This is a genomic window from Terriglobia bacterium (genome assembly GCA_020073185.1).
Classification (GTDB): Bacteria; Acidobacteriota; Terriglobia; order Terriglobales; family Acidobacteriaceae; genus JAIQGF01.
Map to the genome: position 1 here is coordinate 1 of JAIQFT010000005.1, position 23,665 is coordinate 23,665.

The following is a 23,665-nucleotide window of genomic DNA, read 5'->3' on the forward strand; positions in this document are numbered from 1 at the left end:
TCCAGTGCACGCAGCCTCCGCGCCTCGCTCACCTCCATGCCGCCGTACTTCGCCTTCCAGCGGTACAGGCTGCCACGCGTGATCCCGTGCCGCCGGCACAGTTCGCCGGGCTCTACCCCCGCTTCGGACTCCTTCAGCAAGGCGATGATCTGTTCTTCGCTGAATCGACTCTTGCGCACGACTCCTCCTCCTTGCCCCGAGCGGGGCATCGTAAATGGAGAAGTCACATTTCCAATGGACTAATTCTTGGGGAGCAGGTCAGCGAAGTCCACACATCTACGACCGGTGTCTCCTCTGGTACTACGCAACAGCAGCAGGACGACGAGCGACAGAAGCAGATACAACAGCAGAATTACGAAGCTGGTGCGGCCATTGGGCCAGGAATTGGCTCTGCCATCGCCGGGAGCATAGAGAATCACCGTATCAACTCTTATTGCAAAACCAATTCAACATCCACCTATCACACCAGTAATGGCCTTGCGATAGACTGCCCCAATGCACCGCTGGACGCCTGGAAGGAGGCGCAGATTGATAATTATTGCGCGGATAATCCTGGCAGTTGGATGGCATTCGGCAAGCATCGTGTTGATTGCTTGACACCACCGAATCCCCCGAATTTGAAGTGGGCAAAATGGGAGTTGAACGCTTGGCACAGGGACTATAAGAATCAAGCAAGGACGAAGTCATCACTGTCGGGTGAACAGATGCGGTCGAATTGGAATTACTGGAGAGGGGTTTATTGCAGCTTGGCAGAATCGGGCGCAGCATACAAAGACTTAAACGGCAAGAAGCAACGCTGCTACCTAGGAGCCGACCCCTAGCGGAGTCGTGTCAGCGAGTGGCCCTCAGCGGAGGAAGGCGGGTGGCCCGTCCCTTCCGCCCGGTTTGGCGAGGCTGGGAGCTGTCAAGTGCGGAAGATAGGTTTTTCGCGGCTTAGAGTGGAACTGCGAAACGCGGTGATTTCGCGATTGATCTACGGCCAGCTTCAGCCGGTTCGTTTTCTTCCGCCGCGCTTCCGCGCGAATCGCGGCAAGCACACCGCCGGTGAAGCGCATCGATAGCGCCTTGCGCGAGCTTCTGCCTCGGGTTTACGAGGGCGACGAACTTCCCCCCACCGGCTGGGTGGTCCACCAGGGACGCCTCCGGGTCAACGAACGTCCGCGCAAACAACCCGACTAAAATCCAGTAATGATCGTCCAGGCGTCGGTTAATCCCGTGCGCGCAAGTCCAGCACGCACGTGCCTTCGGCGGGGTTGCGATAGAGCACGGGAAGCGCAGGAGCGGCGCAGCGCTCGCCCAAGCCCAGATAATAATCGGCGGGATAAGGCAGCGGGGTGGGATGCGCCGGATCGAATTGCTCGGCCGTGTCGCGCCGCCGCTCAAGTTCGTCGTCGGAGATGACGTGCTGCGATGCGTAATACGCGAAGTACAGCTTGTTGGCCGCATACATGGGGAACGCATTGCCATAGTCGCGCAGCAGCAGGATGGATCGCGGCGGCGTGTTGGCGTTCAGCCAGGCGAGCGTGCCGGGAATCTGCCGGTCGATACGCCAGTCGAGCGGATCGCGCCGGGCTTCGTCTTCCCAGATGAAATAGGCGCCGGCGTGCGAGGCGATGCCCGCAACGACAATCACGATCGCAGCCGCGTACAACAACCTTGGACGGCACCAGCGCGTGCCCTCGATCAGTACGGCGACGGCGAGTGCCCCCACGGGTATGAGGCACTCGACCCAGTGATAGCTCTGCGCGTGGCGGTTGGTGACGGCGTTCTGCACCAGCAGTACAGTTCCGGGCACCAGAAATGCGAGCAGGAAATTGGCGCGCGTGCCAATGCGCCGCCGTTGCGTCCACAGCACGGCGCAGAACACGACGGCGGCCACGAAGCGCGGCAGAACGAACACGTCGGGACCGCGGCCCGGCGTCAGCAGGTTGAAGCGATGCAGCGTCTGCTGGACGGCGGTAATGCGCGCCACCACGGCAGCGTTCCAAAGCGCGGGAGCGCCGACCAGGATGGAAACTCCGAGCGCGGCGAAGATCCAGCGCCGCGAAGATGCGGGCGTCAACGCTAACACCAGTGCGCCGATCGCGGCGAAGCTCCAGTAGTACATCGCCACATAGAAGAGAGCGCCGCCGGCGATGCCGGCGAACAGCGCCGCCTTCAGAGACGGCTTCTTCCACACCCGCAGCCAGCCCTGTAACGCGATCAGCAGGAGGAGCGCGTAGGTGGCGGGGCTGACGAGGCGCAAGTAGCGCAGGAAATGCGGTCCGCCGGCATGGGTCGAGAGCCCGAGAACCGCGATCAGCGCGGCTAGCAGAGCCAGCGCCGGCGCAAGGTCGAGCCCGCGCGCCAGCCGCCAGAGGGCCAGGAAGATCAGCAGTGGAACCATGACACGAGAGAGCGCAAGGATGGTCAGCGGCGGAGTGCGCGTGAGCTGCGCGATCAAGGCGAGTGCGCGCTCGGAGATTTCCGGCATGTAGCGCGGCGCATCGTCGTGGCCGGCCAGATAGGGACTGGCCAGCGTCCCGCCGCGATAGGCGTCGAGCACGCGCGCGGCGTAGATGGTTTCGTCGCTGAAGAGCAGGTTGGGCACGTGACCGGAGCGCGCCCAGCCGAGTAACAGCGGCAGCGAGTATGCGATCAGCACGGCAAGGGCCCCGGTTGCGAAGAGGCGGCGCGAAGATGGAACAACAGCGGTCGCCGACTTGGGCGCGCCGGCGATGGAGGTCGGGCACATGCGGAGTTCAGGTGAGCATATCAAATGGCGCTAGTCAGCGTGCGACCGCGGAGCGTATGTCGAGCACGCAGGTGTGTTCTGCGGGATTGCGATAGAGCGGGGCAAAACGGGAAGGCGCGCATTGCGCGTCGAGGCCGAGGAAGTAGTCGGCGGGATAAAGAAGCGGTGTCGCACGCGCGGGGTCCCAGAAGAGGCCGCGATCGCGCGCCGCGAACTCGGAATCGGAGATGACGTGCTGCGCGCCGAAGGCGGCGAAATATACCGCGTTGTGAGTGAACAGTGGCAGGACGTCGCCGAATTGCGTGACCACGATGGAGCGCGGTGGCGTGTGCGTGTCGAGCCAGGCAAGCGTTTGCGGCATGCGCTGCCCGCGCCGCCAGGCGACGGCGCCGTAGAGAGGATCGCGTTCCGCCACCGTTTTCCATCGGAAGTAGGAGACGGTTTGTGCAGCCATGGCGACCGCAATGACCACGCCGATGGCGGCGTACGTGGGGCGCGGCGATCTGAAGGCGTCGACGCTCCCGTGCAGCAGCGCGGCAAGGGCGAGCGCGGCGACGGGAATCAGGCACTCGATCCAGTGGTCGCTCTGCAGCCGGCGATTGGTGACCACATTCTGCAGCAGCAACAGCGTGCCGGGAACGAAAAACGCAATCAGAAAGGTGGCATTGGTCGCGAGACGCCGGCGCCCGAGCCAGAGGACGGAGGCGAAGACGATAGCCATCGCGAAGTGACGCAGAACGAACGAGTCAGGTTCTCGGCCCGGGGTCATCAGGCCCATGCGATGGAGCGTCTGCTGCACTTCGGGAAGACGCGACAGGCTGAGGGAAGTGCAGAGAGCAGGCGCGCCGAGGAGAACTGCGATGACCAGCGAAATCAGGAAGCAACGTCGCGCCGGCGCGGGGGAAGCGAGAGTCAGCACCAGCGCGCCGGCGAGGACAAAACTCCAGTAGTAAGGCGGAGTGTAGAAGAGCGCGGCCGTGAGTATGCCCGCAAGAACGGCCGCCGCCGCCGTCGGCTTCTTGTAGGCGCGCATCCAAAAATAGAGCGCAAGGGCCAGCAGCAGCACGTTAGCGCCGGGGCTGACGACGCGGAGATAGCGCAGGAAATGGAGATTGCCGGCGCGCGTGGAGAGCGCGAAGACGGAGAGAAGCCCCGCCAGCAACGCTCCCAGCGGCGCCAAGCCCATGACGCGGGCGAGCAGCCACATCATGGTGAAGATAAGCAGCGGAATTACGACCCGCGAAAGGGCGATCGCAGTCAGCGGCGGAATGTGTGCCGTGCGGGCGGCCAATGCGATGGCGCGTTCGGCAAAACCAGGCATGAAGCGCGGCGCATGCTCGTGGCCGGCGAGATAGGGATTAGCGAGATTGCCGCCGCGATACGCGTCAACAACGCGGACCGCGTACATGGCTTCGTCTTCGAAGAGCAGGCTGGGAACACGGCCGCCCTGCACCAGCCCGAGTGCCAGCGGGATGGAATAAGCCACGAGTACAGCAACCAGTCCGAGAACGCAGGTCAGACGCGCCGAACTGCGGGCAACGAGCGGGCCGTCAGTGGCGGGTTGGGTCGCGGCGCCGATGGTGGCCGAAGGCATGGAGAGAATGGAATGAGCATATCAAAACAGGCTCCGCGCTTCCGGCGTCCGTGGACGGCGAGACTGGGAAGGAGTGGACTAAGTTTTGCCGATGTAGGCCTCGATCACATATTTGTTGGCGGCGACAGAGCGGCTGGGGCCGGAGAGGGTGATGCGGCCGGTTTCCATCAAGTACGCGGTCTCCGACATTTGCAGAGCGTAGCTGACATTCTGCGCCACCAGCAGAATGGTGACCCCCTGTTTGCAGATCTGCTCGACGTGGGCAAAGATTTCGTCCACCAGCTTGGGGGCGAGGCCCAGTGAGGGCTCATCAAGCATGAGCAGTTCGGGTTCGGCCATCAGTCCGCGGCCCAGCGCGCACATCTGCTGCTCGCCGCCGGAAAGAGTGCCGGCCAGCTGGCTGCGGCGTTCCTTCAGGCGGGGGAACAGATCGTATACGCGGGAAAGGCTGCGGCGAGCGTCGCGGCGCAGGCTGGGTTGATAGGCGCCCATGAGCAGGGTGTCCTCGACCGACATGCGAGGCCAGAGCTGGCGGCCCTCGGGAACCAGGCTGATGTGGCGCTTGACGCGCTCGTGCGGTGGCAGGGCGCCGATATCTTCGCCCTTGAAAAGGATGCGCCCGGCACGGAGTTTCATGGCGCCGATAATGGTGTTCAGCGTTGTGGTTTTGCCGGCGCCGTTGGAGCCGATGATGGTAACGATCTGGCCGCGGCATACGTTGAAGGAGACGCCCCAAAGCACCTGCACGGCACCATAGGCGCTCTCCATAGCCTCGACGGCAAGCAGCGGCGGAGGTGTGAGGTCATTCGCCATTGGTGCCTGTCCTGACGCGGGGAGCGGAAGTACCAAGGTAAGCTTCGATGACGGCGGGATCATGCTGGATCTTCTCTGGCGTGCCCTCGGAAAGTTTCTTGCCGTAGTTGAGGACGAGGATGCGGTCGCAAACCGCGGTGATCGCCCTGACGTCGTGTTCGACGTACATGATGGTGGTGCCGCGGGCACGAATTTGGCGCAGCAGGTCGAGCATGGCATCGGTCTCGGCGCGCGTGAGGCCGCCACAAATTTCGTCACAGAGGAGAAGCTCGGGGTTAGTAGCGAGGGCGCGCGCGACCTCCAGTTTTTTCTGGTTGCCGACGGACAGGACGTGCGCCGAGCTGTCGGTGAGGTGGTGCAAGCCGACCTCGCGCAGGGCATCCATAGCGCGATCGGCGGCGGACTTGCGATCATCGCCGTTACGGCCGAAATGAGCGCCGACGCGCACGTTTTCGAGCACGGTCATGGCGCGGAAGGGGCGCACCACCTGGTGAGTGCGGGCAATGCCTTCATGCACGAGGCGAAAAGACGGAAACCCGGTGATGTTCCTGCCGCAGCTCAGCACCTGTCCGGAGGTCGGCTTATAGGCGCCGGCGATCATGTTGAACAGCGTGGTCTTCCCGGCGCCGTTGGGGCCGATGAAACCGAAAATCTGACCGCGACGGACTTCGAAGCTAACGTCCCGGACCGCTGCCAGCCCCCCAAAGAACTTCGTCAGGTTTTTTACTTCGAGAATCGGCCGATCGTTTGTCTGTTTGACGGTCACGGATCCTCCTGACCCAGCGTTGCAGCCGGCGAATAGCACCCAGGACGCCACCCGGCTCGAACAGCACGATGACAATCAGCAGCAAGCCGTAGATGAGCAAATGGACCTGGGGAAAATAAGCCACGATTTCTTCTTCAATGACACCGATGACGACGCCGCCGATGACCGGTCCCCACACCGTGCCCAGCCCGCCAATCACGGGCATGAGCAGGATCTGGACGCTGATGGGAAAGCCAAAGACGCCGTTGGGATGTATGAAAGCGGCGTAGCGCGCGAAGACACCACCGGCAACGCCGGTAAGGAAGGCGGCGACCGCATGGGCCTTGAGTTTGTAGGCAAAGGGATTGACGCCGGTATCGGCGGCGGCTTCCTCGTCCTGGTTGATGGCGATGAGCCCGAGACCGAACTTGTGGCGAGAGATGAACAGGGAAACGGCAAACGCGAGTGCGGCGACGATGAGCGCAGTGTAGTAATGCTCGGCCTGATTGAAAGGACGCGGCTCGGTGATCCGGTAGCCGCTGGCGCCGCCGGTGAACTCCAAGTTGGTGGCGACGACGCGGACGGTTTCGCTGACGCCGATGGTGGCGATGGCGAAATAAGGACCGCGCAGGCGAAACGTCGGCAGACCGATCAGCACCGAGGCGATAGCGGCGGCCATGCCGGCGGCGACGAATGCCAGATACGGGTGCATGCGGCCGCCGTCAATCAAGATGGCGGCGGTGTAGGCGCCCACCCCGTAGAAAACGGCGAAGCCGAAGGAGACCTGGCCCGCAAATCCTCCCAGCAGATTCCAGGCAATGCTGGCGGTCATCCAGACGAAGGTGACGAACAGGAGGCGGACGGCATTGGGCTGAATGCCAAAGGTAGGCAGCAGCAGTAATGCGCCCAGCAACACGATGGGCGGGAGAAAGCTCCAGAGCCGGGCGCGGGTCATGCCAGCCGCCTGACCCGTCCGATCAAACTGGCGATCCCGCCGGGCAGGACAATCAGCACGACCACCAGCATGCCGAAGGAAACTGCGAGCTGGTAGCCGGCGGGAAGCCAGATGATGGCAAAGCTCTCCACCAGCGCGAGGACGAGCGCGCCGATGGCGACGCCGGAAACCGACTCCAGACCGCCGAGCACAATGATGACGAAAGCGCGGATCAGGAAAGGCCGGCCGAAATCGGGATTAAAAGAATAGAGGCTGGCGAGCAAGGCGCCGGCTAGCCCGGCGAATCCGATGCCCAGGCCAAAGGTCAGTGCGGCGATTTTTTGGTCGTCCACACCCACGATCTGGCCGGCGTAGCGGTTCTGCACGAGAGCACGCAGCGCGCGGCCAAACCATGTCCAGTTCAGCAGCCCTTCCAGCAGCAGGACACATCCTGCGCCAGCCGCGAATACGTAAACGCGAATGGTGGGAAGGATGATGGGACCGGCGTGGATCACGTCGAAGGTTCGCGGCGTGAAGATCGACCGGTCCTCGTTGCCCCAGAAGACGTAGCCGAGGTTTTGCAGCACAAGCCACAGGCCGAACATGAGCAGGAGCGAGGGCAGCGTGGGTTTGTCCGATTGCGGCAGCCAGCGCACCAGGAGGTAGTACACGGCGATGCCGACCACGACCATGATGGGAAAAACGGCGAGCGCCGCCACGATTGGGTCGAGGTGGAGGCGCTCGAACAGTTCCATGGCGAAGTAGGCGCCCAGCATCATGAACCCAGCGTGCGCGAGGTTCACGATCTTCATCACGCCATAGATGACGGTCATGCCGACCGACATCACAGCGTAGATGCCCGCCAGCAGCACAGCGGCGACGAGCAAGTTGGCGAAGTCCACCAGGGTCATGAGCGTGTCATCTCTTCGGCATGGGGGCTACGGATTCGCCCGTTGCCGCGTCTTTGGGATAAACGATGTCGGTCTTGCCGCCGGGCTTGGTCTGCACGATCACGAAGGGCAGATTGGCCTGGCCGTTGGCACCGAACTTCAACAATTGGCCGGGCAGGATGGAATCTTTGAGCTGCACGGTTTTGAGCTGGTAACGGATAGCGTCCTTATTGAGTGAGCCGGCCTTTTCGATGGCGGCCACCAGAATCCGCGCGGCGTCGTAGGCGGTGGCGGCGTACCAGGAGTCGGGATTGCGGCCGGTGGCCTGCTTGTAGTCCTGGATGAACTTCTTCGCCTGCGGGTAGGGCAGGTCCGAGGACCACCAGACGCCGGCGAAGATGTAGTTGGTGCCGTCACCGAGCGCTTTGCGAGCGTCGGATTCCGGTCCGCGGGCGCCGTAGCTGACCATCTGATGGTACATGCCGCCTTGCAGGTACTGGCGCTGCATGGTGATGTAATCCTGCAAGTGCGCGTCGGAGAGGAACATGTCGGCGTGAGCGTTCTTCACCTTCTGCAGCAGGGCGGTGAAGTCGGGCGAGCCGAGATCAAAGCGCTCATTGAAAACGACGGTGTAGTAGCCGGGGTGCTTGCTCGCCCACTCCTGAATGCCCTTGACGTAGTCCACGCCGTGGTCGGTGTTCTCCACCGCAAGGGCAACCTTCAAGCCTTTCTTCAGCTTGCCGGAATCCATCAGCGAGCCCAGGTATTCACCGGTGGTAACGCCCAGTGAGTCCACCGGGCTGAGAGTGCCGAAGGTGTACTTGTAGCCCTTGGCGAAGATGGAGGAAGCGGCGGCGCCGGGAGTGATCCAGGGGGTCTTGTAGCGGTCCGGCATCACCGATTCAGCTTCCCCGAGCACCGTGGAATAGCCGCCGAGCACGGCCGTCACGCCATCGGAGCTGATGGCGCGCTCGACCAGCGAAGTGGACTTGGCCTGATCGGAGCCGTCATCGTAAAACACTTCCTTGATGGGCAGCTTTTTCTTCAAGCTCTTCACGAACACGCCACCCTGATCGTTAATTTGCTTGAAGGCGAGTTCGAGGCCCTCCTTCTGGAATTGGCCGGGCTTGGCTTCGCGGCCGGTGATGGGCATGATCACGCCGATCTTGATTTCCGTCTGGCTCCACGCGGTGGAGACAAAGGTAGCGGGGACGAGGATGCAACTGGCGACAGCTAGGCAGAGTGATCGAACGAGGCGAGTGTTCACGATTCCCTCTCTTGGAGCTTTGGAAGTAGATACACACAAAAGTGGGCCGCGGACTTGGTGCAGTGGCGGATGATATGACGCCAAGCCGAAAGCTGCAAGCTCAGGCGAGGCAGGCAGCTGGTTTTCGGTTTTGGGATTCCGGCTTTGGGACTAGCGCGGCCAACAGCTCGGTGGGGTAGAGGACGTCACGCTTCAGTCCTGCGGCGAGTTGCTCGTGGCAGGAGGTTCCGGTGGCGACCAGGACACGGGAACCGTCAGCCTCCGCTTCGGCGACTTGCTGAAACAGGTCCTGGCCGACCGCCATGCTGAGGTCGTAATACTCCTTCTTATAGCCGAAGCTGCCAGCCATGCCGCAGCACTCGACACGCGAGGTGGCGACGTCAAAACCCGCGGCGCGGAGCAGGGCTTCGGTTGCGAGCGCGCTGCCGACTGTCTTCTGCTGGCAATGGGAGTGATAGAAGAGGCGCGTGCCCAGCGGATGGCGTGAGGCGGGAAACAGCTGGGCGGCGTCCAGGCCGACGCCCTGGATGAAGCTCCAGAGGTATTCGACGGCGTCGAAGCTGTGGTCGCGGAGCATCTGGAAGAGGAGCTGACCCTCGCCATCGGTCAGCAGGCGGCGGTAATCGAGGCGGAACATGGCCAGTACGCTGGGTTCGATCACGACAATGTCGCGGTCGTCCTTGATGTACTGGCGCAACCGCTCGGCGGTGCGGCGGGCCTGCTCGGCGGCGATGGCGATCAGGCCCTGCGAGAGCGGGGCGCGACCGTCGGCGCAGGTTTCGCTGACCACCAGGTCAATGCCGAGCGATTGGAACACTTCTAGTGTCGCCAGGCCACGTGAGGGAGAGCCGTAGTTGGTGAAGATGTCGGCGAAGAGGACGGCGCGGGCGGCTGGTTCCGCCACCCCCGCTAACGCCTGGGACCCCGGCCGCTGCCCCCACGCTTCCACCAGCGTGGGCTTGACAAACGGCGGCAACTCGCGGCGGCGATCAAGACCGACGAATTTTTCCATCACGGAGCGGGTCAGCGGAACCGCGTTAATCCAGTTGGAGAACGGCGCCAACAGCGAACCCCACTTGCCGAATAAATCGTAGTGGCCGAAGAAGAGCTTTTGCAACGGGGCGACGTCTACCGGCTCTCGATGGCCGCTGCTCAGCGCGGTGGAGAAGAGTTGCGCGATTTTCCCGGCGTCACGCTGGTTGAGCCGCTGGCGCAGGGTCGAGTTGAGGAACGGGATATCAATACGCACGGGACACTGCGAAACGCAGCGTGAGCAGCCGGTGCAAAGTTCATTGAAGCGGGCAGCGTCGAGCGAGCGCGTGCCGGCTTCCCAAGAGCCGCCGATGCCGCCGGAATAAGTTTCGCCGCCGAAAGCGTGTCCGCCGACGGTCTGGAAATTGGCGCAGGAATTCAGGCAGGCGCTGCAACGGATGCAGTAGAGCGCCTCGTGCAACACGGGGTCTTGGCGCATCGTCATGCGGCCGTTGTCCAGCAGCACGAGATGGAACTCGCGGCGCGGCGCAACGTCGCTGTTGGTGAGGACGGGCGCGGCATCGAGTGGCGGCGTGATGATGCTGGTATAAGAGGAGAGCTTTTGCCCGGTAGCGCTGGCGGCGAGCAGTTCAAGGAAGGGCGCGAAGTCGGCGCGCGAGGGCAGAACTTTCTCCACGCCGGCAATGGCGATGTGCAGCGGCGGGAGCAGCGAGGTCATGCGAATGTTACCCTCGCTCTCGACCAGAACGATGGAGCCGGAGTCGGCGGCGATGAGATTGGCGCCCGAAATACCGGCGTCGGCAGCCAGGAACTTCTGCCGCAGATGCTCGCGGGCAAAACGGGTCAGTTCCTCACCTGAATCGAGCGGTAGATCGGTCTTAAGGCGGCTTTTGAAGAGCGCGGTAATGCGCTCGCGGCTGAAGTGGATGGCGGGCGCGATGATGTGCGAGGGCTGCTCGTCGGCGACCTGGAGAATAAATTCCGCGAGGTCGGTCTCCGCGACTTCGATTCCGCGCGCCTGCAGGACATGGTTCACCCCAGCCTCTTCCGAGGTCATGCTCTTGCCTTTGACGACGAGGCGAACTCCGGCGCGGCCGCAGACGTCGGCGATGTAGCGGGTAGCGTCAGCCGCATCCTTCGCCAGATAAAAGTGTCCGCCGTTGTGCTTCACACTCGCATCGAGCGTCGCCAGCAGTTCAGGGGTGCTGGCGATGGCGCGTTCCTTGATGGCGCGGGCTCGGTCCTTGAGCTGCTCGTAATCGCTCAGGGCGCCGGTGGCGGCGTAGCGGTTGCGATTGAAAGTTTGCGTGTTGTGGCGCACCGCGGAGCTTTCGATGCGCAGCGCCATGCGGATGGCAGCCAGCAGCGTGCGCTTGGAGCTCTTGTTGGCGACCACGCGCGGCGACTCGGGTGCTTGTGCCGGTGCAGGCATAGGCTATACCACGATTACGTGCAGACGATGCGGCCCGTGCACGCCTCGGACCAGCGGTCCCATGTCGGCAGTGGCGCTGGGCCCGGTAATAAAGACAAAGTTGTGCCGCAGGCCGTCGCCGTTAAGGCAGTCGGGACGAAACAGGTCGCCGGGACGCTCGACGATGTTCTCCGCCGCCAGCACAGCCACGTGGAAACGCGAGAGCAGGCTGACGTAGCCGGCGTATTCGTGATCAATGCAGACACAGATGGAACCGCTGTGCGCCACACCGGCGAAGGCATCGGTAATGCCAACCGCGCAGTCGTCCATCGCCTTGCGGCTGCGGGCATCGAAGGCGCCGGGAAGACGGCGGCAGGCGTCGAACAAACTCGACGGCAGACAAAGAGGTTCAGCGACGGCCAGGGGGCCGGCGGGAGCAATGCGAGCGACCGCGACCGCGATCTGTTCCGCATCGCGGGCGACACATTCAACGGTAGCAGCAGCAGCGGTGACCGATTTTTCGAAGGCATCCACTAGCGACATGCAGGCAGATTGTGACATAGAAACGGTTGTCGGTTATCGCTTGAGACCCGCGGCACGCACACTCGCGAGGTTGCTGCGCCAAAACCCGCGCCCCATGTGTGTTCTTCCCGAGATGACTATGTAGTTTCGATTGACAAATCGTTTGCAAACAGCATATACCATGCCGCACAGAACGCCTTCAGTGGGTGAGGGCTTGAAATGTCCGGCCCATAACTCTGTCTCGTACATTGATCAGTGCAGATGAAGGCGTCCAAGGGCTCCTTGGGCTCACAAGGAGGAATGTGATGGCGAAGAAAAAAGCAAACCGTAATCGAGGAATCACGCGCCGCGACTTTGTCAAAATCGCCGGCATGGCGGGAGCGTCCGTGGTGGGCGCCGGAGTATTAGGGAAGGCTCCAGCCTTCGCGCAGGAGAGGTCGCTCCATTTCCTGCTATGGAAGAATTTCTCGCCGCCGGCCGATGTCGAAATCCTGCGCCAGGGCGACGAGTGGAGCAAGCAAAGCAAAGTCAAGGTCAAGATCGAACAGATCAACGCCAATGACATTCCCGCCCGAGCTGCCGCCGCCATCGAGAGCAAACAAGGGGCGGATATCATTCAGTTCTTCCACAACTGGCAAAACCAGTATGGGGATTCGCTGGTTGACGTCACCGACATCTGCACCGCGCTGGAGTCCAAGTATGGCGGATACATCCCCTACGCCAAGGCGGATGCGATGCTGAACGGAAAGTTCAACGCGGTCCCGCACACCATCGTTCCCAACATTTTCGTGGTGCGCTCTTCGTACATGAAGGCCGCGGGGACGACGCAGTGGCCCAAGACCTGGGAGGAGCTGCGGCGCGAAGGGAAAAAGTGGAAGGCGGCCGGGCACCCCATCGGCCAAACGGTCGGCCACACCTTCGGCGATGCAGTCGACTTCGCATATCCGTACTTGTGGAGCTACGGGGTTGCGGAACGCGACGAAAAGGGTCGAGTCACCATCAACAGCAAGCAGACGCTGGAGGCACTAAAGTTTTTCAAGGCGTTCTGGGACGATGCCATGGATCCGGCGGGCGCGGGGTGGGACGATTCCGCTAACAATCGCGCGTTTCTCGCGGGATCGGTCACCGCGACCAATAATGCGCCCAGCATCTACCTGACGGCGTCGAACCAGGTGATCCTGGACGACAAAGGCACACCGCTGGTCAACGACATCCTGCACGTGGCGAACCCTGCCGGTCCCGCGGGCATCTTCCACTACCATTACAGCCAGCAACTGGCGATTCCCAAATACTCCAAGAACGCGGACATCGCCAAGGAATTCATCCGCTGGCTGATGGACAAGGAGCAGTTTACGAAGTACCTGCGGCGCGGCCAGGCCTACCAGGCGGCTGCTCTGAAGGACTACATGAAGGACGCGATGTGGGACATGTTCCCGGCGCTGAAGCCTTACCGGGACCATCTCCTGGAAGCTCAGCACGTCGGCTGGAAAGGCGCCGCCGACGCCAGCGCAGCGCGGGTGGTACAGAATTACGTGCTCATTGACATGCTGGCGAATGTGGCGACCGGGAAGATGACGCCGGAGGAATCGCTGAAGTGGGCCGATGGTCAGCTCAAGACGATCTATGGAGCATGACGCGGCGACAACCGTGCCCCAGGCCGGCAGGGAAAAATCGCATCCCGAGCAAGGACCAGGGAAGCCAGGAAGAGGCAGGAACAAGGCCGCTCTAGAAATGCTGGAGCGGCCTGATGTGCTTGGCTACCTGCTGATGATGCCAGCCGGGTTTATCATCCTGTTCTTCATCGCCTATCCGTTCGCCTGGGGCGTCTGGATGAGCCTCACCAACAAGCAGATCGGCATGGCGTGGTCGCAGGTGAAGTTCGTCGGGTTGGGCAATTACGTAGACCTGGTGACGAAGGATGCGATTTTCCGGACCACAGTGTGGAACAGCTTCGCCTATACGGGCGTCGCGACGGTAGTCAAGTGGGCCCTGGGTATGTGGCTGGCTGTCCTGCTCAACCGGATGGTCCGCCTGCAGCGGATCGTGCGTGCCGCCGTACTGCTGCCGTGGATCGTGCCCACCGTGCTGAGCACGATCGCCTTCCTGTGGATCTTTGACCCCGACTTCAGCGTGATCAATTGGACGCTGCGGCATGTTTACGGCTGGATGGGGTGGGGATCCGTCAGGGGACCGCTCTGGCTGGCCGATCCCACGCTGGCGCTGGCATCGGTTACGTTCGTGAATATCTGGCGCGGCACGCCGTTCTTCGCCATCTCTTTTCTCGCCGGCCTGCAGACGATCAGCCCGGAGCTTTACGAGGCGGCGATGATCGACGGCGCCAGCGGCTGGCAGCGCTTCTGGCATGTGACGCTGCCGGGCATCAAGCCCATCATGATCGTCGTCCTGGTCTTTTCCGTGATTGTGACCTTCTCCGACTTCCAGATCGTCTACGTGCTTACGCGCGGGGGACCGGCGAACAGCACGCACCTGTTTGCCACCTACGCGTACCAGGTGGCCATGGTCGGGTCGCGGCTGGGACTGGGGGCGGCCATTTCGCTCTTCATGCTTCCGTTCCTGGCCGTCGTGATCATCTTCCAGCTCGTATACCTGCGGCGGGAGAAGGCATAGCATGGCGAGCAAAGTGGTCGGCGAAACCTTTGCCAAGCGGCTGGCGTTTTTTCATCTGCCGCTTTTCTTTTTTGTTCTCTTCGCCCTGTTCCCCTTCTACTGGATGTTTGTAACGTCGATCAAGTCAACGCAAGAAACCTACAAACGCGAGGTCAATCCGTACATCCCGGTGACCTGCACGGCGACGGTGGTCGAACAAGTGCGCACGCGGCACTTCGACGGAGCGGCGCTGATGGACAACTGCGCCTACCATTGGCGGGTCCTGCTGCGGGACACGCTGTTCGTCCGCTGGCTGGAGAACACGCTGCTGGTGGCATTCGTTTCCACGGCCATCTCGCTGTTCGCGGGGATTACGTCCGCCTATGCGCTGGCGCGCCTCAATTTCCGAGGCGCAAACACTCTGGGCATTCTTATCTTCATCACCTACCTGGTGCCGCCCACGCTGCTCTTCATCCCGCTCTCCGACGTGATCGGCAATCTGCCCCTGCTGCACACCAACCTGCTGAACTCGCCGTGGGCGCTGATTGTTGCCTATCCCACCTTCCAGGTTCCCTTCTGCACATGGCTGCTGACGGGCTATTTCCGGACGATACCAAAGGAGCTGGAAGAGGCAGCGATGGTAGACGGAGCGACGCGGATCCAGGCGATGTTCAAGATTGTGCTTCCGCTGGCGTTGCCGGGTGTGCTGTCGGCCGGGATGTTCGCGTTTACGCTGTCGGCGAATGAGTTCCTGTATGCGCTGATCATGATCTATGATGCCAGCAACAAGACGGTGCCAGTAGGAGTGGTCAGCGAGTTGATCAAGGGCGATGTCTTTTACTGGGGAGAGCTGATGTCCGGCGCCCTGCTGGGCTCGGTACCGGTGGCCCTGATCTATTCGTTCTTCGTCGAGCATTATGTGGCGGGTATGACCGGCGCGGTCAAGGGTTAAAGGAGGTCCAAGTGGGAGCGCGGAGGAGTCGCAGGCGAAACCTGATGATGGCCGTCATACTTTTTGCCCTGGTGGCCGGGCTGATCGGCTGCAGCAAGAAGCCTGAGCAGAACACTTCAACGGCGGCAGCCGGCGCCGGAGGTGGCGCGATCTCGGGAACGATCACCATCAGTCCGGAATTAAAGGACAAAGTGGGGCCGGCGCCCCTGCTGATGATTACTGCTTCGACCACGCCCGATCCGACAAGGCCTGCGCTGGTGGTCAAGCGGGAAGCCGGAGCGACATTTCCCTACCCGTACAAGCTCACAGCCGACGACATCACTCTCGTGGGCTCATCGTTCGAGGGGAGAATGTACGTTGTCGCGCGCATTGATCCTGCCGGCATGGTAGGGCCGCCGCGCCCCGGCACGTTCGGCGGCTCCTATGCGAGTAACCCCGTCCCCGTAGGCTCGAGCAAGATTGATGTCGTGATCGATAAAGCCTATTGAGCCAACGCCGGTGTTCGCACTGCGCGAGCACGCTTTCCAACCCAATTGCGACTCAACGGGTGCGGCCAAGCTTAACTTCGCAGGTAATAACGCCGCTCGCCGGGTGTTTACCCACCCCCCTCCCCCATCAGGCTCAGGGCATAAGGAGCAAGGCTCACGGCAAGAAGCAGTTGCGGGCGAAACGACATTCACGGATACCGTCGCGATACCGACCGGTAACCGAGGGTTACCTAGAGCGGTGGTGTGTACCGTTGAGGTAACTTTGGCGGCTGCCGGCGCGTAGTGCATATTGTCAAAGAACTAAACAGTGGTCGTGAACGACACAACCACATCCGGCGCATTGTGCGCAGAAACAGGTTAGCGGGTTGGGAGAGAGAAGTCTGTGACAAGCAAGAAAAATTTGCTGCGCGTTTTGTGCGGCTTGCAGAACTGGGCATGGGTTGTCGGTTAATCGGCGTCCTCTCTGTCGGCTAGCTGCCACTGCTCACTGCACCTGCTTTGTCGGCGAGGATAAATTCGGGAAGTGATTTGACGATCTGGACGGTTTCGAGCGAGACGGTGATGACCTGGCCGATAAGGCGGAGGATGTATTCGCGGTCGTCGGGGCGGTTGGGGTCGTTGGTGATGCCGGAGCGCTTGTCGGTGGAGACCTGGTACTGGTCAATGATCCATTCCAGGGCGGAGCGGTTGCCGAGGCGGTAGTCGTAGGTTTCGAGAGGAATGCCTTTGAGGGTGAGGGCGTCGTTGTAGAAGAGGGTGGATTTGTCTTTGTTCGAGAGGCGCATTTTGGTGACGCGGTAGTCGAGCTTGGCGGTGGGTTTCCAGAGTTTTTCCAGTGGGTATTCGGGTTGTTGTTCGTAGTGGACGTGGATGTCGGCGAGGCGTTGGCCGGCGGCGACGAACGAGCGAAAAACATTAACCACAGAGGGCACAGAGGCCGAAGAGGACGTTCCCTCAGCGGCTGAAGCCGGAGGAGTGGGAGCGGTCTTTTCGGCACGACTAAAGTCGTGCCCCTTCAAAGAAGCATCTGCGGGTGCGGCGGCGGCGGCGAGGAAGGGGATGCGGGGGAGTTCGCGCTTGAGGTTGGCGGCGTAGCGGGAGCGGTACTCGGGGTGGTGGAGGACGGCGTAAATGTAGTGGAAGATGTCCCACTTGGAGATGGAGGGGTCGTGGTAGTGGGAGCGGAACTGTTCGAGGGCCCAGTCGGTGATGTTCTCGCGGCGGTTGGGGCCGTCTTCGGAGTAGGTGTAGAAGGGGAAGCACTGGAAACCATCTGTGCTGCAACCGAAATGCAGTTCGGGGATCCTAGAAGTCGCGAACGTTGTGAAGGGAGCCCTGAAGCCTATGACGCTGGCGACTATGGCAACATTTTCAGTTTCCGATTGCGGGGTTGGGAATATCGTTGGAATCCGGTACTGCTCTTCATTCCAGAAATCGTCGAAATACAGGAAACAGCTGGTAAATGGCCTGTAGAGCGCGTTCCGGAAACACTCCCGTCGTATCGCGGTTTGTTTCAGGTTCCCCAAAGCGGCCTTCGTCTGGCGCGTCCACTTGATGCGCTTGTCATTCGTGTCAACCAACGCTTCGACTGGTCGCTGCGGGTCCAGTGTCTTGATGGCTACAGCCTCTTCGTAAGCCTGCAACATCCCGCTTACAGCAGAAGCTAATTGTTCGAATTGGAAGTTGAACGCATAAACATCTCTGTTTGTCGCAACCCCCAGCGAATACAGTGAAAAAACTGAGTCGAGAGAGCCGCCGTGCTTCGCTGTTTTGCCAGCGAATGGAATGAGAGCCTTGAATTCATCCACACCTTTGTTGATCCAGTTGTGGTGCTCATCAGGCGCTACAGGTTGCAGCGCGATACGAGTGAAGCTCCGTTGTGCGATGAGGAGATCGCGCTTCTGTTCCGAGGTCCAAAAGTCGTCAACGGAATACACCTGTATTGTTGCAGGCCTAGTGTGGGGCGATTTTCTGACGAGAACGGTGATGCCGACGCCGACACGGATTTGATCATCGAAAATGTTTCCGGCTTCAGCTTTTCGCCGGGTACCCGAGGTGTGAGCATTGCCCTTCAGATTCAAATGGTAGACCGCGTCGAAATCAGTTTCGAGGCACGCTCGCATCCCATCAAACGCCACGTTGTCAAGAAAGCTGTTGTTGGAGACAAAGCAGACAACGCCTTCTTCGCGAACCCTGTCGCTTGCCCACCGAAAAGCTTTCACGTATGGGTCGAGCAATTTATTTCGGAGTGTAGCTAGCGAACGCGCGGTGTACGTATCTGCAACCCGGGCGTCAAGTGTCGGGTAGGACCGGTTCTTATTCTCGTCGTTCTCGTTCACTTGGCCCATGTTATACGGCGGATTGCCGATGATCACGAAGATCGGCGCTTGCTTCTGGCGTTTGACGCGCTCGGTGTTCTCCTCGGTCATGAACTCCAGGCCGCCCTGTTCGGGTTCGGCCAGTTCGAACGTGTCCACCAGGCAGATGCCATCAAAAGGCTTGTACTCGCCGGTTTGGGCGAGGTACTCGTGCTCGATATTCATGCTGGCGATGTAGTAAGGCAGCAGCATGACCTCGTTGCAGTGGAGTTCGTTTTCGTACTTGTAGGGGAGAGCGCCCTTGTCGGTTTCGGCGATCTGGCGCATGACGCGCGTGATGAAATTGCCGGTGCCGACGAAGGGGTCGAGGATGTGGACGTTGCGGTCGGCGAGCGAGCGGCCGAACTCCTTCTTGAGGATGTCCTCGACGGAGCGGACCATGAAGTCCACGATGGGCTGCGGAGTGTAGACGATGCCGTGGGTGTCGGCTTCCTTGGGGGAGTAGCCTTGGAAGAAGCGCTCGTAAACGGTGTTGAGGAAGGCCTGCTTTTCGGAGTAGTCGTCCTTGTCTTCGGCGGCGCGCTCGATGGCTTTATAGAAGCGGTCGAGGTCGGAGAGGAACTGGTCGCGCGAGAATTGGCGAGAGGTCATGGAGGTGATGACCTTCTCGATCTCGGCGGCGATGACGTTGCGGCTGCGGAATTCCTCGGCGTGGAAGACGCGGCGGAAGATGCGCTCGGTGAGCAGGTGCTGGATGAGCATCTTCTCGACCGCATCCCGAGTAAGGTTGGGATTGATGGCCTGACGGCAGAGGGCGTAGAAGGCCTCGAAGCTGTCGCGGAAAGCGCGGTTGGATTTGTGCTCGGCGTCAATGAGCTGCTTGGCGCGCTCGGCGAGTTCGGGAATGCGGAGCTTGAACTCGGCGACGGCAGCGTCCCATTCCTCGTGGTCGGGCTCGCGGTACTCGAAAAAGTTCCTTAGCAGTTCGACAAGGTTCTTGGCATCGCGTATGTCTTCGTTGAGCCCTATCGGTACACCCTTCTGGTAGAGGATGGCGCGCTCGGGCATTTGGAAGATGGTGTTGGTGGTTGGATATCCCTGCTCGATCTTCTTGCGGATCTCGCGTTCGAGTTGGTCGTGGATGTCCTTGGCTTCCCAGAAGCCGTGGCGCTGTTTCCATTCGTCGAGGAGGGCGCCGTCAATGGCGATCCGGCCCTGGCGGCCCTTCATCGGGTACTCGTCAACGAGCGTCCAATGCAATTTCTTGCCGTAGCCGGCTAGCACGTCATGGAAGGCGGTGCGCACGGCGCCTTCGTGGTCGAAATGGAGCTGACCGAGGCCGCCGAGAACGTCGTAATAGCCCTTGATGAGCTTATCGGCGGGCTTGATGGCAATGTGGAGCAACAGGTCCTTCGCTTCGCTCAGGATTTCGGCGCGCGGCTCAGACGCCGCGCAAGCGCCTCAACATGCTTGGGGCGGAGTTTAGCATCGAGTAACGCGGGTGGCGGAGAGGTTTTTCCGTGCGGGTTGTGAGTTGTGAGTCAGGCCTTTGGTGTTTTGGTCCACTGCGGGGTGAATAGATTTAGGTGCCGTCCCTACGGGACTCCGGTCGTAAGTTGGACCTGTCCCCGGGACTGACGTCCCGGGCTGTGAACTGCCGTCCCTGGCGGGACTTCACTTCTGCGGCTGAAGCCACAGGATCCCAAGCGGCCTTATTCGCCGGGCTCCCTCGCTGCGCATCGGGACAGGTTGCGCTCGGCACTTCCACCTCAGCGGCTGAAGCCCGGCACACGCGAGGGCGCGTGTGCCACAAACGCGCTACTGCGGCGGATTGTTGCCGCTCTGATCGGTCGTGCCGGGCCGGCGCTTCAGCACCGGCCGGTTCGAGTTGCTGTTGCTATTGGAATTGTCGGAGTAATCGATGATGTCGTCGTCGTTGTTGTCCGGCGGCGGAGGCGCATTATAGGTGCCACTGTAATTGTTGCGCGGCCGCTGGAGGTTGGACACCGGCATCAAGGTCAGCGGGCTCTCCAGGCGGAAACTGAGCAGCGCTTCCGAATCCACCCGCACCTCCTCCGGCTTGGTGACGGCCTGCGCCCCGCCGCCGACGCCGGCCCCGGTGGCCGCGCCGATGGCAGCGCCCTTGCCTCCGCCGGCAATCCCGCCGATGATGGCGCCGATAGCCGCCCCGGCGCCTACTTTCTTGGCGGTACTGGCGCCGCGGGACTTCCCCTGGCGCGAGTACTGGTTGGTGTGCAGCGTGTACTTGCGGCCATTCACCGACAGACTGCTTAGCTCGAGTGCCAACTCCGGCTGGCCGGCAAAATGTCCCGCATCTTTAAGGTCGGCGATCCGGCCGACCACGTCAGCTCCTTCCGGAATCACGACCTTATCGCCGACCGTAATCGGCGAATCCAGGGTGGCGCGGAAGCTGTCGCCGGCGTGGTTCTTGCCAGTGTCCACCGGGTCAATCATACGTATGTTGAGCACGGTGCCGCTTTCGATCGTAACCGGCGTCGGCGGTGGCGGAGGCGGCGGAACTGCGGGAGCGCTCGACGTAGGCATGGGAGCCATGGCAACCATGGGGGTGTTCACGCTGGGGCCGGATGAGATGATCGGCATGTCGTTGGCCGCGTTGCGCGCCGAAGCACTTTCCTGGCGACGCTCGCGATAGGCCGAGGGCTTCTTGCCGGGGCGTGAAGGCGACGCCGTCCGCGCGGCCGGCTTCTCCACCTTTTCATCCACCGCGGGCGGCAGCGCGCTGGCCTGCATCGAGGGCGGCGCGTCCAGCAGGAGGTTGTTGACAACGGTCTTCACTCCCTCGACCTGCGCGGCGTCATTGGCGGCCTGGGCGCGTTCCTCCTCTGTCACGGCCGAGCCGCTCAGCGTCACCACGCCGTTGCTGGACATGACCGAGACATGCTTCTCGGAAATCTTGGGATCGGCGTTGATCTTGGTTACGACCTCGCCGATGATCTGCGCGTCGCTGCGTGCACGGCTGCAACCCACCGCCAGGGCCAGCACCACCGCGGCCAGAAAAAGAAGAATGGATACCCGCTTCATCGTCATAACGTCACCCCTGACTGGCCCCGGCGCGGCACCGAAACCCTCTGCCACAAGCCTACAACACCACCGGAGCCCGGAAAACGGTTGCTACGAACTTTTAACCCCGGCAAGACACAAAAGTTCCTTGCCTGCCGGCTTAAGGGGTTCAACCCAGGCCGTACACCGCTACTTGCCCGCCTGCAAAAGTGCCACAATATCGTGCTCCAGCCGGGCGAAATCGGTCACGCCGGCATACTTCTGTTGGATGCGGCCGTCGCGCCCGACGAGAAACGATGTCGGCAGCCCCAAGATGCCGCCGTAATCCTGCGCGATCCGTTGGTTCCCGATCACCACCGGATAATTCATCTTGTATGTTGCGTAAAACCGGCGCAGCGCGCTCTCCTGGTCCTCCATGGAAATGCCGAGGATCTGAAATCCCTGCCCGCGGTACCTGTCCTGGAAGGCTACAAACTGCGGAATCTCCTGCGCGCACGGGGTGCACCACGCCGCCCAGAAATTAATGAGCACGACATTGCCCCGGTAGCTCGCGGTCTCGATTTTGTTTCCACCAAGGTCCACCAGGGACAGCGCGGGCGCCATCGCGGACGCGGAGTTGGGCTCGGCAACAGCTTTGCGGTCCCCGGCGTGGCGGCGCGTCCCAACGTAGAGAGCAATGATGAAGCCGACGGCAGCGACGATGATAGCGGCCTTCCTCATCACCTATCGCGCTTCACCCTTCTCCACCGGATACCCCTTCTCCGCCCAGTTGGCGCCGAAGCTGTTCGCCAAATACAACGCCTTCACATTCCTAAACCCCATCTTCTGAAGTTCTTGGAACGCTGGCCGGATATTGGGACAGTGTTCCCACGGGCAACATCCGCAGTACAGCACGATGCGCGCATTTTTCGGCAGTGCCGCAGCCCGTTTTCGCAGACGATCAAGCGCTTGCGGGTCTGAGGCCGGCCCGATAAATTCCGCACCGGGTATATGCGCTTGCGCGTAAAGGAAGCGCGGGCCAACATACAGAACCAGCGATTTGGCACCGCGCGACGAAAGCGTCTTGAGCAGCTCTTCGGGCTGGATCAACTCCGCGCTGCCCGATGGCAATTCGGAAGACGGTATCGCCTTCCCCCCGCTCTGGGCCGCGGCGATCAGCGCCAGGCAGGTGACAAGGAAAACGATCAGCGCGGCCGCAACACCGCCGCGCCCAGGCAGGCGATTTTCTATTCCCTTCATAGCACCATCTAGTGTAAGCGAGGACTACGGCTGCGCGTAATAGCCGTCTCGCGCCTGCACGATCAGGTCTTTCTGCTTGGTCGCAAGATGAATCTTGTGATAGCCGCCTTCGATGCGATCGGGAGTGTATCCGAGGCTGTATTGGTTGCGCAGTTCTTCTTGAATGCGGGCGTAGATTTCGTTGATCGGCAGCTTCTTGGAAACCTCGAACAAGTGGGCGCCGGTTTCCCTGGATATCCTTTCCAGCACCTTCTTGCCGTCCGCCGTGGACGATTGAGGTTGGGGATATCTGGGATAGCCGCCGCCGCGCCTGCCCATCCCCCCGCCTATCCTGCCCCAGCCTCCTCCGTACCCCTCCTCATCGGCAAACAGGATGGAGTACACCATGGTGTCGGCGCGCTGCGCCGATTCAATCGCCCGTTCCAGCGAGACTCGACTGGCGTTGTCCACGCCATCGGAGAGGATGATGAGCGCCTTCCTGCCCTCCTGTTTTCTGATCACCTCATCGGAAGCCAGGAATACCGCGTCATAGAGCGCGGTCCCACCGGTCCCATGTGCGGCGCCCCTGCGCCCCGATCCCGGCCACCCGCCGCCTCCTCCTCTTCGGACCTGCTGGGGCGTCTCCAGCGCGTTCAGGGCCGACTCTAGTTTTTGCCGGGACGAGGTCAGGTCCTGGAGCAGTTCCACCTCGCCTTCGAAGTGAATGACGAAGGCCCGGTCCTTATCCTCCCGCAGCATTTGACGTAGAAACGAGAAGCTGGCGCTGCGCTCCTGGTCAATCAGCCGCCTCTGGCTCAGGCTGGTGTCGACCAGCAAGCCAATCGAAAGCGGAAGATCGCTTTCCTTGGCAAAATACTTGATCGTTTGTGGACGCCCATCTTCCGACACCGTGAAATCATCCTTGGTGAGGTCTCGGACAATCTCCCCCTTCTTGGTTCGCACCGTCGCTGGAACGTTCACTACCTTGACGTTGGAGGAGAACGTGGGAATTTGCTGGGCGCGGACCGGGCTTGCAGGCAGGCCGAGAGACAGCAGTGCAACCAGCGCGCTAACCGTTCGGCGTAGCGTCGGCGCGCCGGCTCGCTCGTGTCTTGGTGGTGGCGACCCGCTCATGGC

Annotated in this window: 19 protein-coding genes; 4 read left to right on the top strand and 15 right to left on the bottom strand. The window is 61.5% G+C overall.

The annotated features are described in order from the left end of the window. From LAN64_02155 to LAN64_02200, 10 genes are all read right to left on the bottom strand, one after another. A partial coding sequence (locus tag LAN64_02155) for a transposase (GenBank protein ID MBZ5566632.1) occupies nt 1-209 on the bottom strand: 209 nt, incomplete at its 3' end. A 998-nt stretch (nt 210-1,207) separates the two neighbouring features. Then, nucleotides 1,208-2,734, bottom strand: coding sequence for a hypothetical protein (locus tag LAN64_02160; GenBank protein ID MBZ5566633.1), 1,527 nt, complete (start codon nt 2,732-2,734; stop codon nt 1,208-1,210). A gap of 34 nt (nt 2,735-2,768) precedes the next feature. Further along, nucleotides 2,769-4,328, bottom strand: a complete 1,560-nt coding sequence (locus tag LAN64_02165; protein MBZ5566634.1) for a hypothetical protein — start codon at nt 4,326-4,328, stop codon at nt 2,769-2,771. 78 nt (nt 4,329-4,406) lie between these two features. Beyond that, on the bottom strand, nt 4,407-5,141 hold the full coding sequence (locus LAN64_02170) for an ABC transporter ATP-binding protein (protein MBZ5566635.1): 735 nt from the start codon (nt 5,139-5,141) through the stop codon (nt 4,407-4,409). Further along, the gene (locus LAN64_02175; protein ID MBZ5566636.1) at nt 5,131-5,907 is read right to left on the bottom strand and encodes an ABC transporter ATP-binding protein; all 777 of its coding nucleotides are present in this window, start codon (nt 5,905-5,907) and stop codon (nt 5,131-5,133) included. The genes LAN64_02170 and LAN64_02175 overlap by 11 nt, the downstream gene beginning before the upstream one ends. Beyond that, nucleotides 5,816-6,841, bottom strand: a complete 1,026-nt coding sequence (locus LAN64_02180) for a branched-chain amino acid ABC transporter permease (protein ID MBZ5566637.1) — start codon at nt 6,839-6,841, stop codon at nt 5,816-5,818. Before LAN64_02180 ends, LAN64_02175 begins: the two co-directional genes overlap by 92 nt. Continuing rightward, nucleotides 6,838-7,731, bottom strand: coding sequence for a branched-chain amino acid ABC transporter permease (locus LAN64_02185; GenBank protein MBZ5566638.1), 894 nt, complete (start codon nt 7,729-7,731; stop codon nt 6,838-6,840). The genes LAN64_02180 and LAN64_02185 overlap by 4 nt, the downstream gene beginning before the upstream one ends. A gap of 7 nt (nt 7,732-7,738) precedes the next feature. Then, nucleotides 7,739-8,977, bottom strand: a complete 1,239-nt coding sequence (locus tag LAN64_02190; GenBank protein ID MBZ5566639.1) for an amino acid ABC transporter substrate-binding protein — start codon at nt 8,975-8,977, stop codon at nt 7,739-7,741. Nucleotides 8,978-9,077: 100 nt separating this feature from the next. Next, entirely contained in the window at nt 9,078-11,402 is a 2,325-nt protein-coding gene (locus LAN64_02195) for an LUD domain-containing protein (protein ID MBZ5566640.1), read from the bottom strand. Between the two features lie 3 nt (nt 11,403-11,405). After that, the gene (locus tag LAN64_02200; GenBank protein ID MBZ5566641.1) at nt 11,406-11,924 is read right to left on the bottom strand and encodes an LUD domain-containing protein; all 519 of its coding nucleotides are present in this window, start codon (nt 11,922-11,924) and stop codon (nt 11,406-11,408) included. A 284-nt stretch (nt 11,925-12,208) separates the two neighbouring features. Here LAN64_02200 and LAN64_02205 point away from each other — a divergent pair, with 284 nt between their 5' ends. The 4 genes from LAN64_02205 (at nt 12,209) to LAN64_02220 (ending at nt 15,950) form a co-directional block, all read left to right on the top strand. Next, nucleotides 12,209-13,537 (top strand): ABC transporter substrate-binding protein, encoded by a 1,329-nt coding sequence (locus tag LAN64_02205; GenBank protein ID MBZ5566642.1) that lies wholly within the window; start codon nt 12,209-12,211, stop codon nt 13,535-13,537. Nucleotides 13,538-13,634: 97 nt separating this feature from the next. Then, nucleotides 13,635-14,531 (top strand): sugar ABC transporter permease, encoded by an 897-nt coding sequence (locus LAN64_02210; protein ID MBZ5566643.1) that lies wholly within the window; start codon nt 13,635-13,637, stop codon nt 14,529-14,531. 1 nt (nt 14,532) lies between these two features. Further along, nucleotides 14,533-15,462 (top strand): carbohydrate ABC transporter permease, encoded by a 930-nt coding sequence (locus tag LAN64_02215; GenBank protein ID MBZ5566644.1) that lies wholly within the window; start codon nt 14,533-14,535, stop codon nt 15,460-15,462. Nucleotides 15,463-15,506: 44 nt separating this feature from the next. Further along, a complete protein-coding gene (locus LAN64_02220) occupies nt 15,507-15,950 on the top strand; it encodes a hypothetical protein (protein MBZ5566645.1) in 444 nt (147 codons plus the stop codon). 470 nt (nt 15,951-16,420) lie between these two features. On the opposite strand, the gene LAN64_02225 is transcribed toward LAN64_02220, so the two are convergent. The 5 genes from LAN64_02225 to LAN64_02245 all read right to left on the bottom strand — a co-directional run bounded on the left by LAN64_02225 (nt 16,421) and on the right by LAN64_02245 (nt 23,662). Next, nucleotides 16,421-19,672 (bottom strand): N-6 DNA methylase, encoded by a 3,252-nt coding sequence (locus LAN64_02225; GenBank protein ID MBZ5566646.1) that lies wholly within the window; start codon nt 19,670-19,672, stop codon nt 16,421-16,423. A gap of 414 nt (nt 19,673-20,086) precedes the next feature. Next, entirely contained in the window at nt 20,087-21,331 is a 1,245-nt protein-coding gene (locus LAN64_02230) for a BON domain-containing protein (protein MBZ5566647.1), read from the bottom strand. A gap of 168 nt (nt 21,332-21,499) precedes the next feature. Then, a complete protein-coding gene (locus LAN64_02235) occupies nt 21,500-22,030 on the bottom strand; it encodes a TlpA family protein disulfide reductase (GenBank protein ID MBZ5566648.1) in 531 nt (176 codons plus the stop codon). Between the two features lie 3 nt (nt 22,031-22,033). Then, on the bottom strand, nt 22,034-22,549 hold the full coding sequence (locus LAN64_02240; GenBank protein MBZ5566649.1) for a rhodanese-like domain-containing protein: 516 nt from the start codon (nt 22,547-22,549) through the stop codon (nt 22,034-22,036). 24 nt (nt 22,550-22,573) lie between these two features. Next, a complete protein-coding gene (locus LAN64_02245) occupies nt 22,574-23,662 on the bottom strand; it encodes a VWA domain-containing protein (GenBank protein ID MBZ5566650.1) in 1,089 nt (362 codons plus the stop codon). Nucleotides 23,663-23,665 lie beyond the last annotated feature (3 nt).

Bases quoted from the DNA above. Each gene is read 5' to 3' on its own strand.
- LAN64_02160 (MBZ5566633.1), bottom strand. From the start codon at position 2,734: ATGTGCCCGACCTCCATCGCCGGCGCGCCCAAGTCGGCGACCGCTGTT.
- LAN64_02165 (MBZ5566634.1), bottom strand. From the start codon at position 4,328: ATGCCTTCGGCCACCATCGGCGCCGCGACCCAACCCGCCACTGACGGC.
- LAN64_02170 (MBZ5566635.1), bottom strand. From the start codon at position 5,141: ATGGCGAATGACCTCACACCTCCGCCGCTGCTTGCCGTCGAGGCTATG.
- LAN64_02180 (MBZ5566637.1), bottom strand. From the start codon at position 6,841: ATGACCCGCGCCCGGCTCTGGAGCTTTCTCCCGCCCATCGTGTTGCTG.
- LAN64_02185 (MBZ5566638.1), bottom strand. From the start codon at position 7,731: ATGACCCTGGTGGACTTCGCCAACTTGCTCGTCGCCGCTGTGCTGCTG.
- LAN64_02195 (MBZ5566640.1), bottom strand. From the start codon at position 11,402: ATGCCTGCACCGGCACAAGCACCCGAGTCGCCGCGCGTGGTCGCCAAC.
- LAN64_02200 (MBZ5566641.1), bottom strand. From the start codon at position 11,924: ATGTCGCTAGTGGATGCCTTCGAAAAATCGGTCACCGCTGCTGCTGCT.
- LAN64_02205 (MBZ5566642.1), top strand. From the start codon at position 12,209: ATGGCGAAGAAAAAAGCAAACCGTAATCGAGGAATCACGCGCCGCGAC.
- LAN64_02210 (MBZ5566643.1), top strand. From the start codon at position 13,635: ATGCTGGAGCGGCCTGATGTGCTTGGCTACCTGCTGATGATGCCAGCC.
- LAN64_02215 (MBZ5566644.1), top strand. From the start codon at position 14,533: ATGGCGAGCAAAGTGGTCGGCGAAACCTTTGCCAAGCGGCTGGCGTTT.
- LAN64_02220 (MBZ5566645.1), top strand. From the start codon at position 15,507: ATGATGGCCGTCATACTTTTTGCCCTGGTGGCCGGGCTGATCGGCTGC.
- LAN64_02230 (MBZ5566647.1), bottom strand. From the start codon at position 21,331: ATGAAGCGGGTATCCATTCTTCTTTTTCTGGCCGCGGTGGTGCTGGCC.
- LAN64_02235 (MBZ5566648.1), bottom strand. From the start codon at position 22,030: ATGAGGAAGGCCGCTATCATCGTCGCTGCCGTCGGCTTCATCATTGCT.
- LAN64_02240 (MBZ5566649.1), bottom strand. From the start codon at position 22,549: ATGAAGGGAATAGAAAATCGCCTGCCTGGGCGCGGCGGTGTTGCGGCC.
- LAN64_02245 (MBZ5566650.1), bottom strand. From the start codon at position 23,662: ATGAGCGGGTCGCCACCACCAAGACACGAGCGAGCCGGCGCGCCGACG.